We start from the raw sequence: 15,577 nt of genomic DNA on the forward strand, positions 1-15,577 counted from the left end.
GCTACGAACTGGTTGCTCCACGTCGAATGTCTTCGATGACACGAACGGCATTTTCCTCGGGTTGAATCCCTGCCCCATACCGAACGGCATAGATCTGCGTCGCTTCTGCGCCCAGCAGAACGATGTTGGCAGAGTAGTAGACCCAGACGAGAATCACAGCCAACGAAGCTGCTGCGGCACCCAATTGCGCGCCGGGTTCGCTGTAGGAAAAATAGATCTGCATCGCAAATCGTCCGACGAGAAAGAGCAGCGTTGTCATCGCTGCGCCGACCAAGACGTCGCGCCAGCGGACCACCGCGTCCGGCATGAACTTAAAGATCGCGGCGAAGATCGTGAACACGACGATGGCTTGCACGACATAATTAATCATGTCGGCGATTCCACCGCTGATGCCGATGGTTTCACCTAACTGTTGGCCAACGGTAGAGAGAACGGATGAAACGGCAATCGATACGAGCAGCAGAAAACCGAGTCCCAGAATCATTGCGAGCGAAATCACCCGTTTGATCAACATCGACAGGATGCCCGAGTTTTCGGGGTCCGGCTTCACTTGCCAAACACGGTTCAAGGAGTCTTGCAGGGCACCCACGACGCCCGTTGCACCTACGATGATACCGGCAAAACTGATCAGTGTTTTCCACCACACACCGCCGGATTCACGATTGTTTTCGAGGATCGCGGTAATGCCTTCCGCTGCAGCGGGATTTCCCAGCATCTCCGTCGCCTGCTCCTGCAGAACGTCCTGTGCTCGCTCCCTAGCACCATCGCCCTCGTAGGCCACCGACAGTCCGAAGGTCAGTACCGTCAGCAGCACGTAGAGCAGCGGAGGCAATGCGAATGCGGTGTAGTAGGCCAGCGCAGCGGCTAGCGTTGTGCAGCGATCTTTCGAGAACTGGGAAAAGGTTTGTTTGAGAAAGTCCATCGGTTCGGTAATTGTTGCTGGATTCGCGATCGTGTTGCTGGATTCGCGACCGTCGATTGCAGATCAAGCAGTCACTACAATTCTCACGCCGCAACCCCCACAGCACTGACGTGCAAACGCCATACCGAAGCCGTTATGATATTTGACGATTCACCAGTCGTCTCAGGCTGATGATCTCAGCGGGGACGCAGAATTTGAGCTGTCGGATCGAGCACTCATTGGATTCTCCATTGTCCCCACAGTTTTGGTGTCAATTCGGCTTCGCTGGGGACATCGGCGGTGATGGCGGTGGCTTTGTTGCTCCAGTAGACACGCTGCGTCGTTTGGCCGTTGGAGCCTCGCAGGACCCCGATGTCGCCACGGATGATGTCGCCGGAGTTTGGTGCCAAATGCAGCGTTGCAAGGGGGACGCTGATTTCGTAGCTGCCCGCCGCATTGGTGGCAAATGAAACTTGCGAGGTGACATCCTCAACGACGTCGATGTAGATTGTTCGCCAGGGGCTACTGAACGCGACGGGTTGGCGGGTCCCTGGGACTTTGGCGCGATAGAGCAACGCTCGTAGCTCGCCTTTGATTTGCGTGACCAAAAGCCGTTGATCGGTGTCCGTTTGCAGCATCAGATCCAGGCAGCCGCCGGTCTTGAACAGTGCGTTGGGAGTCTCGCCGCTGTTGCTCAATAGGTTTTCTTCGGTCGTACGCCAGGCTGCGTAGAGCCGGTCGTCGGCGATGCAGAGTGAGCCGCTGACTTCGTACGGCCGCGAGTCGCTGTTGAAGTTTGCTTTGGTGCCCCGTCGGTCGATCATGGCCCAGTCGGAGGTGGCTGGCCAATCATTCAGCTGTCCATCGACCGTCGGCGGTGCGGGTTTCAATGGCACGTTCAGGATGCCGGTGCCGTGGTTTTTTTGCCGAGTGGCTTCTACGAGTTCAAACCACTTGAGAGCCTTCTTGAGATCACTGCTGGAGATCTTGAGTTTTTGATCGGGCAAACGTTGCAGGGATTCGAGTCCATCGACACGCACCAAGCTGGTGCGTCCGCCGTCGACGAGATAGACCCTGTTGTCTGGTGTCCGCGTCATGCTGGGCCAAAAGTTTTCGTCGTGCAATGACACGTCGGTGACATTCATGTTGCGAGTGGCGACGGGCGCAGCCCAGTTGGGACGCAGCCGAATGTCGTGAAACAAAGTACTCACGAACATGCCGTCCGCAGTGAAGAGATACATGTTTCCCATGTTGCCATTGATACCGAACACCGGACCGACGGGGCTCTTGATGAAATCGCCGAGCAGCCGCGTATGGCCGACGACCATACCGGGGCGATCGGGCACGGCGGCTTCGTGACTGGCATGAAGTCCAGGCCAAGGGCTTGGGTAACTCCACCGTGGCTCACCTTGAAACATTCCACCGATCCCGTGCGGCGAAAAGGGCTCGGTCGCATTGGTTGAAACTGTCCAACCGTGGCGGTGGAGCGATTGATTCCCGCCACTGGATGGTGGTCTGCCACACGCGGGTCCGAGACGCACAGGTCGAAATTCGTAATGCGGAACGCCGTGTGTATCGATGCTGGTAGGGCTGAACATCACGGTGTCTTCGCCCATTCGCGAAACAACAAACTCGAGATCGTCGGTCACGGTAACGCCACGAGCTTTGCCTTTGCCCATCTGTATTTCGTCAGGCTGTGGTGTACCGTCAGCGCTGGTGTCGATCCAGAGAAACGTGGCATGTTTGTCCGACGGCGGATTAGATTGCTCGGGCAGGGAGTCTTCGGGCCACGACGAACGGAATTCCGCTTGCTCGCGGAGATACTGCCATGAATGTGCGTCACCCATCGCGGCGACGAGTCGAGTTTCAATGCCCGTGTCAAGCCAGATGAAGGAGACGTTGTCACCGCCGGTCGGTGTGTGCGTATAACAACTGGTAAAGTATCGTCGGCCATCGCCCATCGACGGATACAGAGGCCAGTCGGGTGAGAAGTGGCCGTAGTGGGCTTCGAGGATCGGATCGGGCCGTGCAAAGACACGCTTGAGTGAGTCGCTGCCGTTTTCCCAGTCCAGCGTGAACTCAAGTCCCTTGTAGAAGAATGCGTTCGCATCGCGTGAATCGAGTACGCCGCCGCCGCCGTACTCGGTGGGCCCGTAGAAGGTGCGCAGCAGCTCTCCGTCCGGCGACCACACCGAGACGCGTCGTGGGAAGTTGTCGTTTTCGGCAACCCAGAGTCGACCTTGCGAATCGAGCGCGAGACCATTGGGATGGTTCATGTGTTGCGGATCATACGGGCCGACCTCTGGTACTCCCGCTTTGCCGATCGCGGTGAGCAGTGCTCCGGTGGGAGAGAATACTTTGATTTGGTGCGAGTTACCCCGGTCACTGATGAAAAATCGTCCCTCGGCATCGATCGCAATATGTCTTGGATCCTCCAGTTCTGTCGCAATGATCGTTTTTGATTGAGATGACTTGGCCGAAGCATAGGCAATCAATTTGTCTCCACTGAGCACGAGCATTTGGCCCATTGCGTCAAAGATCACACCGCGAGGGTTGTTCACTGCGAGCCGGCCTGAGATGGTTCCAGACCTAGCGTCAATGAACAGCAACTCGTTCTGCCGTAGCATCGAGCAGACCAGGAGGCCGTCGTGCACGGCGAGTCCGCTCAACACAAACTTGCGATCTCCGCCCTCGAAACCTTCGATCGGCGTGGGTCTGGGATCGTTGGGACTCTTGGGCCGAGGGTCACCGCCCAACTTGGTCGTGAAGATCGGCTGGTCGCCGAGCGATTTTGTCTTAGCCGTCAAGCGCAGCTCGCCTTCCCACACCGAGCCGACGTAACAAAGGTGATCGGGATCGGCATTCGGCCCCGAGTCGACCGCTAAAGTCGGCGCACCGGTCCAATGGCCGCCGACCCAATGCTGACCGCCGATTTTGGTGCCGTCTTCGAGTAACCATTGCAAACCGTGCCCGCCTTCGGCGACATAGCAACCCATCAGGACAATGGGTTGTCCGTCGGTGGTTCGACTGCCGGGCACACAAGCGATACTGGTCGGCGGCGTGTGCGTGGTGAGCCAGCATCCGGTGTTGTCCGCGGTTGTCCAAGCAGGCTTGCCGGCGTTATAGATGCTGAACTCGTAGTGCAAGCTCAAGGGTTTGCGATACAGACCACGCACCGTGTATTCACCCGGAGCGACCGGGCGTGAGGGAATGTGGTAGACGCCATGCCGCGCCGCCTGTGGATCACGCAGCAAGTCGTCGCTGCCGTCCCACCAAGCAACGTTCTCGCCCGCGGGGAACGGAGTTTCGCTGACAAGGTTTCGCACGCGACGCCCCTCATGATCGTCGATCACGAGCGTCACAAGGCCCGCCTCTGGCAGTGTGAATCTGACGGGAATTGGCGGTGGCTGCTCAAGAGATTTTGGTAAGACGAGGCTCGCAAGTGCGGCGTCCGAAATCGACGACAAGGTCATCAGTTCACCAAGCCATACGCGACGTCCGTCTTTGATTTTGCCAACGACATGAGAATGTTTTTCGCTGCTGGGCGAAGTGATCCGAATACGCAACGCTCGTGTGTTGATCTCGCGATCCAATGCAATCCAGTTCGGACCAAGCTGACTTGGGTACCAAGATTGCAAGTCGCGACCGATGCCGACAGGGACCCACGATGCGTCGGTGGCCTCACGAACGTTTGCTTCATCGGTACCGATGAACGCATCGATCTCGCATTCTGAAAAACCCGGCCACAAAAGGCAAAGGCTGCTGAGCCTTACGGGACTTGGCCAAGTGAGCGTAATGAACTCGGGATGCTCAGATGAGACCGGCAACGGCACACCCTGCTCCGCATTCTCCCACGTCTGCCAAGTTCGATTGTGCGATTCGTCCACGATTTTCATCGAGGCGTCATCGCGGGCGCGGGATTGCACTAACGCCTGAGGTGCAACATTGCCCAGGCGATTAGGCAGTAGCCAAACACCGGCGAGCTTTCCAGTCATCTCACGATCGCCGGGCGACGGGGTGTGACTGAAACGCAACGCTCGTGTCGATGTTTTCGGCGGCAACACCCACCAGCCATAGTCCCCGTCAGTGACTTCAGCGTTGGATTCCAAATCGCCGACTAAACGTTGCGCAGCCACCCACTGCGAGTCGTCCTCTAAATCACCTGGATACATCGCATCTGGTTTCAGCACGCTCAACGAGCCGCCGCCACCGACAAGCACACTGCCTACAGGAATGGGCTGCGTGAATCCGATGCGAAGATGCCGGGTTCCGCTCTCCCGTCCGGCACCAAACGCAACGCCTCGCCAGTGCGGTTTGGATTGCCTGCACCAAACAACGGCTTGGGGACCAAGTTGTGCGGTTTCACGGTCGTCCTGAATCAGGGACTCGGACTGTCCGGCAATGCATTGAGCGAAAGTAGCAGGGTCAAGCAAGTCAGCGTCCAGCCCGCTAAAATCCTTGACGTTGGCTGTTTGTGCGGATGAGGAGTGAATTCCTACGACTACAAATACCGTCAGCAAGACAAGATTACTCAATCGCATGATGAATCTGAGTGGCATGTAGGCATTCTTGTCCCTTGGTTGAGGTGACACGGGGAATTAAACGGTGGTGGCAAGAAAACGTGTCAATACCAAACTTATAGCAGACCAGACTTAGGCTCTACACCGTATCCGGAGGATCAACGCTCAGAGACGGCAACGTGTTGGTGGCAATGTAAACCCATCCGTTGCGTTTGTTGAGAATGTAGAGTTCTCCTCCGGGCCCCTGGCCGAATCGGAGATCCGCGCGAATCTTGCCAGCAGACGCGATGGCAACAAAATCCTCCTCATCGTCCAAGACATCTTTGAGCGAATCACGAACGAGTGACGTTGTACTGGGATCGTTGTCGTGATCAAACAGAATGGTCAATTCCTGTGGAGTCAGCCACGTCAGGTCATCTGGAGTGTCGCGATTGGGATCGGCTGAGTCGAGCGTGGTGATCTGTTCGAGAGCCTGTGCAAAATCAATGTGGTAGGCTCGGCCATCGGTGGCGAATTCTGCAAAAATGAACTGTCCATCCAGTGCCGACGATCCGTTTTGAATCACGTGTCCGCCCGTGATGGCTTGTCCAACAAACGATTCCCCAAATATGCCCTCGTGCCCAAGAATCGCGACGGGGAATGTGTACCCATTGGCAGCTTCGTCGGCCGGCAACGCGGCGATATTTCCGTTGATGAACGCCTGCTCGCCCAGGTGCACGAAAACACCTTCGCGATCGGCCCAGCCATAACTCGCGCCGGCCACCACGATGTTCACTTCCTCGACATTGTCGCGTCCGATGTCGGTGACCAACAAATGAACATCCCCGGTGGCGTCTTGGGCGAAAGCCAGATTGTGCGGATTGCGGAATCCAACCGCGTAGACTTCGTCAGGATACCGCGTGTCGTCCACAAAGGGGTTCAAATCGGGGGTTGAGTACGGTGCCGTATCGGTTGCCAATGGATCGACACGCAGAATCTTGCCCAGTGCATCGTTGTTTAAGCCATCGCCTGCAATCGCGGACTGCACACTGCCGTCACCGACACCGACGTACATCAAACCGTAGTCTGCGTCGCCCGGTTGAGCGTACGGATTGAAAAGCATGTTCTGGATCGGGTGGTCCTCAGCAACCATCCCGATCCGGAATACTTCGCGATAGCTGTCCAAATCGACCTCAGCGGTCGCAAAATCAAAGGTCCATTCGGCGAGCACATTGTCAACGGGTACAGGCGTCTGGGGGTCACTGAGGTAGGTGAACGTGGACGGGTCCGCCGGGCGTTCTCCGGTATACGTCGTATAGAACTTTCCGTTGGTTGCAAACTCTGGATGGAAGGCAACGTTGCGTATGCCAAACAAGGGATTGGAATTAACGACATCGAGTCCTGTGTTGGCGACAATCGCCGTCGCCACATCAAAGAGAAGTTCGACGGATGTGTTGCCGTCGGAGTCCGACACGATCTCGTAGATTTCGCCGGTGTTGTCAAAGGTGCCATCAGTCACCACAAAGAGCCTGTTGCCAAGTGTCGCGAATGAATTCATGCGAGGTTGTCGGCCTGCCGTGTCCAACGGCAGTTTGGCAAACCGACGGACCTCAAGGAATTTGCCCGAGGGAGTCAGCTCTGGTGCGACAGCAGAATTGATTTGGGTTTGCGGTTGCTGGTGAGATTGGTTCACCGTGATGGTCACGTCCGCTGTCGCCGGGACCAATGAGCCGTTGTTGGACATGATCGTGTAACTGAATGAATCCGTACCCACGAAATCAGTGGCAGGCGTGTAGTGCACGATTCCATCGATCAGTTCCAGATCTCCATTCTGCGTTTCCGACTGGAGGACAATGTTCGATAGGTTGTAGTCACTGAAAACATCGTTTGCCAGGACCGCCAATGGTACCGCTAAGCTGTCCTCTGGGATCGAAAACGCGTCATCGCTGATGAAGGCCCCGTGGTAATGAAAGAATCCATTGTAAAACAGGGTGTCTCCGTGACCAAAGCCATGCTGAATCGCTCCGTCAACAACGCCCGTGCCCGCTGAATAGGTCGACGGGACCTCTGTCTCATAGCGAACCCCGTTGATCACAATGGCGTCGACAATCAGATTGCGATCGTTCACGCCGGGGACCACAAACTCATCGGTGTTGTATTCAACACGAATTTGATTGGCCGAGACGTTTTTTCCGGCGGTGTATGTGTACGTCTCGAATTGGTCGGTAACATCGAACACGTCCACGCGGCGACCATCTACCACGAGGTCAAAGTTCTCGGTACCCGATTCACCGCGCGCGATGATCTCGATCACGGCACCGGTTGCGTACTGAAAATATCCATTGGTGTTGAGCGTATTGCCGATACCGTAGCCCGGCAAAATCGCTTGAGCATCGGGCGAGAATACGCCGGTAGAAAACACGTACGGCGAATCGGTCTCGACGCGATACCCGTCGACTTCGATCCAGTCCACATTCAAGTTCGGATCAGTTACCCCGTTGGGGTCGACGACGTCATTGTCAAAAATCAAGCGAACGTCGTTCGCGGAAATGGGTGCGGTGTGAGTGTAAGAGTAGCTCTGGGTTTGAGTCGTTATATCAAACTCAGCAACATCCTGACCGCCAATGTTCAGCTTCATGTGCTCCGTGCCTTCGTCGCCATTCGCTTGAACGATCACGGTAGAGGGCGGAGCATCGAACTCAAAAAAACCGTTGACGTGCAGGAATTCGCCGCGGAGATACCCAGGATCAATTCCCACGCCGTTGGTCCAAACCCCGGTGGAGTACGTCGATGGATCTGCCGTTGTAAATGATTGGCCGTTGACGCGGATTCCAGAGACCTGCAGATTGCGATCGATCCCGTTCTCAGGATCATAGAGGTCATTGATGAGCTCCACGCGAATGAAATCCACGGCGGGATCGAGTACGCGATCGATCTGAGCGGTGAATGTCTCGCCGGCCGTGCTCACATTCCACGATTCGATTTCCTGGCCACCCACGGTCAGACGCATCACTTCCTCACCGGTCATGCCGGCAGCGTCGATCTCGATGGTTGTCGCATTTTGATTGGCGTATTCAAAGAATCCGTTGGTATACAGCCACTCTGACTGAGCGAATCGCGGTACTGCTGCTTGGTTGAGTGGATTCCATAAACCTGTTGAGAATGTCGAGTCATCCTCGGTCTCAAAAGCCACACCATCGATTTCGATTCGATCGATCAACAGGTTGCGGTCGCCACTGAGATCCACGAGATCATTTGTGAACAAAACACGAATTTGATCGGCCGTCACGGGAGATGCGTTTTCGAACGAGTATTGTTCGAAGGTCCGAGTCTCGACATCTCCTCCGATCCCGGAGAACTCAGCGACCGTTTGCTCGTCGATTTGCAACGCCAAGTTCTCGCTACCGGTTACGCCGGCAGCAAAAATACTGACCAATAGTGTCGAATGAAATTCTCGCCGGGCACGAGTTGAGACGACCAGGGACGCTTGCACGTCGCCTACAGTCGACTCCAATTCCCAGTCCGCATGACTGCTGTTCGCGTTAGCTGATTGCCTGCCGTAAACGGTATGTCCGGTTTGATTCGTGCTGGCCGCAACATCTGCGGACGTCAATTCAGACAGCGCTTGCACGAACAACTCTCCGGCGGCACCCGCGGCGACATCGCAACCGTAGAGCAGAATGTCTCCGTCATCAGAAAGGGATTTTCCCCAAGCCTGAACCGATGGCTGATGTTTCCTCAATTGAGCTTCATCAATCAACTGACCACCGAGTTGGATTGCTCCAGATCGACCGTGGCTGATGATGTGGATGCTGGGGAGTTCTTTGCGATCGGCTAGCGTTCGAGTGATTTGATCAATCGCGTTTTCCGATGGCGTCAGCAAGACGATGTCGGCGTCGCTCGCAATGCCTGCCAGCAGTGTTTCTAATTGCGGTACGTCCGCGTCGACGAAGACCAACGCCGACGGGTGGCAATCCGTGTCGCTGCTCGTAGCTATGGCGGTGTCTGAGAATGGAGAGCCTGTGGATCTGTCTGTACACTCGGCAACCACAGTGGACTGAGCGATGCCGGCGTCGGCCGCCAATAAGAGTCGAGGTTCAAGCGCGAACCCGTTAGAGAAAGCTTGGCGAAATCGGCTTCGATGAAGTCGTCGGAACCTAGTTGGGCGTTGAGAGTCAGACATCAAACTTTGCGCTGGCGCGGGGTTGCATTTCGAGACATGCCCCACGTGATCAGACGGTAGTTGAGGCCCCGCCAGTTTAAATGGAGATTCCCGAAGTGTCCGCCAGAATCGGCGAATAAGCGGCTAGCGTTCTATGGGACTGGGCTTCGCGTTGGAGTGGTAGGCTTTAGCCGATCTGCCTGCTCACTGAGACCAGGGGGCGGATCGGCTGAAGCCTACCACTCCAACCGCTGGACTTCAGGCTCTCGCCGATCTGGCTGTTCTCTGAGACCAGGGGGGCGGATCGGCTGAAGCCTACCACTCCAACCGCTGGACTTCAGGCTCTCGTCGATCTGGCTGTTCTCTGAGACCAGGGGGCGGATCGGCTGAAGCCTACCACTCCAACCGCTGGACTTCAGGTTCTCGCCGATCTGGCTGTTCTCTGAGACCAGGAGGCGGATCGGCTGAAGCCTACCACTCCAACCGCTGGACTTCAGGCTCTCGCCGATCTGGCTGTTCTCTGAGACCAAGAGGGCGGATCGGCTGAAGCCTACCACTCCAACCGCTGGACTTCAGGCTCTCGCCGATCTGGCTGTTCTCTGAGACCAGGAGGGCGGATCGGCTGAAGCCTACCACTCCAACCGCTGGACTTCAGGCTCTCGCCGATCTGGCTGTTCTCTGAGACCAGGGGGGGATCGGCTGAAGCCTACCACTCCAACCGCTGGACTTCAGGCTCTCGCCGATCTGGCTGTTCTCTGAGACCAGGGGGCGGATCGGCTGAAGCCTACCACTCCAACCGCTGGACTTCAGGCCCTCGCCGATCTGGCTGTTCTCTGAGACCAGGGGGCGGATCGGCTGAAGCCTACCACTCCAACCGCTGGACTTCAGGCTCTCGCCGATCTGCCTGCTCACTGAGACCAGGGGGGCGGATCGGCTGAAGCCTACCACTCCAACCGCTGGACTTCAGGCTCTCGCCGATCTGGCTGTTCTCTGAGACCAGGAGGGCGGATCGGCTGAAGCCTACCACTCCAACCGCTGGACTTCAGGCCCTCGCCGATCTGGCTGTTCTCTGAGACCAGGGGGCGGATCGGCTGAAGCCTACCACTCCAACCGCTGGACTTCAGGCTCTCGCCGATCTGGCTGTTCTCTGAGACCAGGGGGGCGGATCGGCTGAAGCCTACCACTCCAACCGCTGGACTTCAGGCCCTCGCCGATCTGGCTGTTCTCTGAGACCAGGGGGGCGGATCGGCTGAAGCCTACCACTCCAACCGCTGGACTTCAGGCTCTCGCCGATCTGGCTGTTCTCTGAGACTAGGGGGGCGGATCGGCTAAAGCCTACCACTCCAACGGTCTTTGAGATATTCCATGCTCTTGCCAGGCCAGGCTAAACGTTGATCTCGTAACCTTTGCGGTTTTCTCGTGAAAGAAACGCGTTGGCTTCGTCATCGCCGATGATCTCCCGTTTGGCGGGATCCCAATTCAATTCGCGTCCCAATCGGATCGCGATGTTTGCTAGGTGACAGGTCTCCAGCATTCGGTTGTGAGACCATACGTCGGAGATCGGTTGCTTGCGGCTCCGCATTCCTTCGATGAAATTGGCGGTGTGGTTTTCGCTGACCGGTCCGCCATAGACGTCTTCCACGGCTCCCTCGGGCAACGGATTGCTTTCGAGGTCTTCAACCGGCTTGCCCGTCAGTTTGCCGCGATTGACAAAGAATCGCCCTTTGGTTCCTTCGAACAAAATTCCGTTGTCACCTTCGCTGGTGATGACCATCGGGATATCACCGGGCATGTTGGCGTGAATTTCGAACTTGGTCGGCGAGTTGTATTGATCGCTGACCGTCGGATAGCCGTCTTTGTACTCGACGGGCAGGGAATAGCTGACAGGCGTGATCTTGTTGGGACCGGAATCACCTGCACCCAACGCCCAGGTGGCGATGTCGACATGGTGTGCACCCCAGTCGTTCATTTGGCCGCCGGAGTACTCGTACCAATTTCGCCAAGCGTAGTGGCAGTTCGTGTACAGCGGAACGCCACCGCCATAGCCGACTCGCATCTCTGGCAATGCTCGGTAGGGTACTTTGGGCGCTGGGCCAAGCCACATGTCCCAATCAAGTCCTTCGGGGACATCGATCGCTGGAATCTTGGGCGAGCCAGTGGCGCCGTTGATGCCGCAAGTGACCTTTTGGATGTCACCGATGCGACCGTCGCGGATCAAAGCGATCGCTTTAAGGAATCGGTGATCGTTCTCGGTGCGTTGCATCGTTCCGACTTGGAAAACGCGTCCGGTCTGCTTGACGATCTTTTCGATCAGCTTGCCTTCGTCGATCGTCAAGGTCAGCGGTTTTTCGCAGTAGACGTCCTTGCCCGCCAACATGGCTTCGACGGAAATCTTGGTGTGCCAATGATCCGGGGCGGCGATCATGACCGCGTCGATGTCGTCGCGTTCGAGCAGTTTGCGATAGTCGCTGTACTCGTCAGCTTTCTTGCCGGTTCGCTCCTTGAGTTTTTCGTTGGTTGCGCCCAGGACGTTGGCGTCGACGTCAGCAAATGCAGCGAAGTCCGCGAACTTGGTCGACTTGCTGGTGATCGTCCAGCCTTGATTGCGCAGTCCGATGGTGGCGAAGACAGGGCGTTCGTTCGGAGAATCTTGGCCGCGAGAAACGGCACTGGTTCCCAGAAATACGCCTGCCGCGGTTGCCGCACTTGTCGTTTGCAGGAAGTCGCGTCGGGTGAATTGACGTTTAGCAGCCATCATGAATCCTCTATGGAAATCGGGGGGAAGGTGTCAGGAGGTAACGGGGAACATTGAAAAGTCTGTGCGAAACTAAAAGTCTGTGCGAAACTATTTGCCCAAATCTTTGAAGCGCTCGTAGTTTTGGTTGAGTGGGTGGGCGTCTTCGCGACCACCAATCATACACGCTGTCCATTCGGAAAGTCGTCGCCCGAGTCGCTGGCAGGCTGCTTGGACGCGATCCTCCTCGGGCGCGCCGGCGGAGATTGCTCCGTAATGGGCAGAGAATTTGATTCCGGAATAGTCGGTCAATCCAAAAACAAGGAAGCCGTAGTTGAGCAAGATCGACATCAGTGACATGCATGTCCATTCCTGGCCGCCACCCCAGGCGCCTGCGGAAGAAAACACGCAAGCGATCTTGCCGTCACGTTTGCCCCAATTCTCGATCGGTTGTTGATCCCACCACTGTTTCATTTGCCAACTGACGGTTCCATAGTTGGTGGGCGATCCCAATGCGATGCCGTCGCACCAATCCAGATCAGTGTGATCGGCTTCGTCGATGCTCTTCAAACGAACCTCGACCGCGTCCACTTGACGCGCACCTTCGGCCACCAGCTCGGCCATCCGCTGAGTGTTCTGTGTGTTGGAGTGATAAAGGACCAGGACGTTCGTCATTTTTTCGGTTTATTGAATCGAGAATGTCAAGTTTCCACGTGGGATTCGTGACCTCGTCCACTTCTAATTGGATGTCAAGTTGATCAACTCTGAGCACAATTCTAGTTACTTTGCGCCCCGACAAGGGTCACATGATACCATTTGGATCGATCCAGGATTTATCCTTGGCAGCATCTGCTTGGCAATCTCTGAGTCTGTCGAACAAGTAGCCCATCAGAAAGCTCGTTTTCAGCAGAACGCCCGCCGGATTCTGGGGTTCACCGGAGTATCAAACGGGCTTGCTCTCATGTGCTCTGGTCATCGTTTTCAATCGCTACACTTTGTCGGATGTGAAAAAACTCCGCCCCTTTGCGCAATTCCTCATGGAAGGTGAGTGCAAAGCAGCGTTAAGAATGGTGAGTGCATGAGGTCGCGAGTCCTGCCGCGGGGGACTCTTGACCTCGTTCACTGCTGATTGCGGGGGACTCGTGACCTCGTCCACTACTGATTGCCGCGGAAATCTCTTCAAACTCTTTTCAAAACAAGGTCGTATTATGTTCTGTCGTTTGCCTCTGCTTGCATGCACCACGCTTCTGCTGCTGGGAACTGTCGGATGGGCTCAAGATGACGTGCCTGTGGATGACTGGAAACCGGCCACCACGAACCAGGATGGCAGGGAGTACCCTCAAGTCAATTCGGAAGGACGCGTTCGCTTTCGCATCCACGCACCCGACGCGAAAAGTGTTGCCTGCACTTTCCGCGACAGCAGCGAATTTGTGAAAGATGCCGATGGCAATTGGACGGGCTACACTCGCAAGTTGGATGAAGGATTCCATTATTACGAATTGATCATCGACGGTGCGAAGGTCCCGGACCCGAACAGCAAGTACTTTTTCGGGGCCATGCGTTGGGGCAGCGGTGTGGAAGTGCCCGCGAACGACAAAGAATTTTACGCGGTCAAGAAGGTCCCTCATGGTCAGATCCGCGAAGTCCTTTTTTACTCCGAAAGCACAGAACAAGATCGTCGCGCATTCATCTACACCCCGCCGGGATACGACGCCGACCAACAAAAACGATATCCCGTGCTTTACCTACAACATGGTTGGGGTGAGAACGAGTACGGCTGGAGCGTCCAAGGCCACGCCGGTTTGATCATGGACAATTTGATTGCCGATGGAACCTCCAAACCATTCATCATCGTGATGACCTACGGCATGACCAACGATGTGCGTCCAGGTGGCATCGGTGGCTTTGACATCACCCATTTCGAAACCGTGCTCGTGGATGAGCTGATCCCGTATGTTGATTCCCATTTTCGCACGTTGACGGACCAGCCCAACCGAGCGATGGCGGGGCTGTCGATGGGCGGAATGGAAACCAAGACGATCACGCTGCGAAACCTGGACAAGTTTTCGCACATTGGTCTTTTCAGCGGCGGTTCGATCTCGATGGAAGACGTGGAGAAGACCGAAGGGTTCAAGGAGAAAGTCAAACTTGTTTTTGTCAGCTACGGCAGCAAAGAAGTCGGCGGTGGAGGCCGCCCGCGTCGAGGTGGTGACCCGGAAGCGAACAGCAAGGCGTTGAAGGACGCGGGCATCAACAGCCACTACTACGTCTCTCCGGAAACAGCCCACGAATGGCAAACATGGCGTCGTAGTTTGCGTGAGTTCGCTCCGCTGTTATTTGCCGATGACGCGACGATTGCCAAGCGAACCAGCCTCGAAAAGCAGATGGAAGAGAACGCCAGCGAAGTCGTAGCGAATGATCCGAACGGCGACGACGCGAAGAAGCAGACCGCAGTCGAGTTGAGCTCTCAGGTGGATCCCAATTTTCACATCTACCTTTGCCTGGGACAGTCGAACATGGAAAGTGGCGGTCGCATGAATGAGGCGGACCGCGAAGTCGATGACCGGTTCCTGGTCATGGCAGATTTCGACAATGCCGATCGTGGCTGGGAAAAGAACCGTTGGTACCAAGCGATTCCGCCGCTCGCTGCGCGTGGCCGAGGAATCTGCATGGTCGATGGCTTTGGCAAGACTCTGGTCGCCGGCCTTCCAGAAAACGTGCGAGTCGGTGTGGTCAAGGTCTCCGTTCCCGGTTGCAAGATTGAGCTTTTCGACAAGAACGCCTTTCAGTCCTACATCGAGAATGAACGAGACTGGATGAAAAATATCGTGCGAAACTACGAGGATAACCCCTATCAATACTTGGTGGATATGGGCAAAACGGCGCAACAGCATGGCGTGATCAAAGGCGTATTGTTGCATCAGGGCGAGTCCAACACCGGTGACAAGGCTTGGCCTCAAAAAGTCAAAACGGTTTACGACAACCTGATGGCCGATTTGAACTTGAATCCTGAAGACGTTCCGCTGCTGGCCGGCGAGATGGTGCATGCCGACCAACAAGGACGCTGTGCCAGCATGAACGATATCTTGGCCGAACTGCCCAGCACGATCCCTAACGCTCACGTGATTTCATCGGCCGGTTGTCCAACCGATGACCGACTGCATTTCAACTCCGAGGGATCCCGGATATTCGGAAGCCGTTATGGCGAAAAGATGCTTGCTTTGCTCGGACAGCAAACCGCGTCAGCAAATTAGTCACGGAAACATTCGCCGCTTTGTCGT

6 protein-coding genes are annotated in these 15,577 nt (G+C 56.1%); 1 reads left to right on the forward strand and 5 read right to left on the reverse strand.

Annotated elements, in window-relative coordinates:
* Position 1: 1 nt before the first annotated feature.
* The 5 genes from Pla52nx_RS12420 to Pla52nx_RS12440 all read right to left on the reverse strand — a co-directional run bounded on the left by Pla52nx_RS12420 (position 2) and on the right by Pla52nx_RS12440 (position 12,971).
* Positions 2-922 carry a YihY/virulence factor BrkB family protein gene (locus Pla52nx_RS12420; protein WP_146518528.1) on the reverse strand — a complete coding sequence of 307 codons (921 nt, stop codon included), beginning with the start codon at positions 920-922 and terminating at the stop codon, positions 2-4.
* 215 nt (positions 923-1,137) lie between these two features.
* Positions 1,138-5,460 (reverse strand): hypothetical protein, encoded by a 4,323-nt coding sequence (locus tag Pla52nx_RS12425; protein ID WP_146518527.1) that lies wholly within the window; start codon positions 5,458-5,460, stop codon positions 1,138-1,140.
* Between the two features lie 100 nt (positions 5,461-5,560).
* A complete protein-coding gene (locus Pla52nx_RS12430) occupies positions 5,561-9,358 on the reverse strand; it encodes a carbohydrate-binding domain-containing protein (RefSeq protein ID WP_342190392.1) in 3,798 nt (1,265 codons plus the stop codon).
* 1,588 nt (positions 9,359-10,946) lie between these two features.
* Positions 10,947-12,317 (reverse strand): Gfo/Idh/MocA family protein, encoded by a 1,371-nt coding sequence (locus tag Pla52nx_RS12435; RefSeq protein ID WP_146518525.1) that lies wholly within the window; start codon positions 12,315-12,317, stop codon positions 10,947-10,949.
* Positions 12,318-12,407: 90 nt separating this feature from the next.
* The gene (locus Pla52nx_RS12440) at positions 12,408-12,971 is read right to left on the reverse strand and encodes a flavodoxin family protein (protein ID WP_146518524.1); all 564 of its coding nucleotides are present in this window, start codon (positions 12,969-12,971) and stop codon (positions 12,408-12,410) included.
* 533 nt (positions 12,972-13,504) lie between these two features.
* On the opposite strand from Pla52nx_RS12440, the gene Pla52nx_RS12445 reads away from it, so the two are divergent.
* Positions 13,505-15,550: a sialate O-acetylesterase gene (locus Pla52nx_RS12445; RefSeq protein WP_146518523.1), complete on the forward strand. Its 2,046-nt coding sequence runs from the start codon at positions 13,505-13,507 to the stop codon at positions 15,548-15,550.
* The last annotated feature ends 27 nt before the right edge of the window (positions 15,551-15,577 follow it).

Origin of the sequence: Stieleria varia, assembly GCF_038443385.1 — a bacterium.
Taxonomy (GTDB): Bacteria; Planctomycetota; Planctomycetia; order Pirellulales; family Pirellulaceae; genus Stieleria; species Stieleria varia.

Coding starts and splice junctions, on each gene's coding strand:
- Pla52nx_RS12440 (WP_146518524.1), bottom strand. CDS start 12,971: ATGACGAACGTCCTGGTCCTTTATCACTCCAACACACAGAACACTCAG.
- Pla52nx_RS12420 (WP_146518528.1), bottom strand. CDS start 922: ATGGACTTTCTCAAACAAACCTTTTCCCAGTTCTCGAAAGATCGCTGC.
- Pla52nx_RS12425 (WP_146518527.1), bottom strand. CDS start 5,460: ATGCCACTCAGATTCATCATGCGATTGAGTAATCTTGTCTTGCTGACG.
- Pla52nx_RS12445 (WP_146518523.1), top strand. CDS start 13,505: ATGTTCTGTCGTTTGCCTCTGCTTGCATGCACCACGCTTCTGCTGCTG.
- Pla52nx_RS12435 (WP_146518525.1), bottom strand. CDS start 12,317: ATGGCTGCTAAACGTCAATTCACCCGACGCGACTTCCTGCAAACGACA.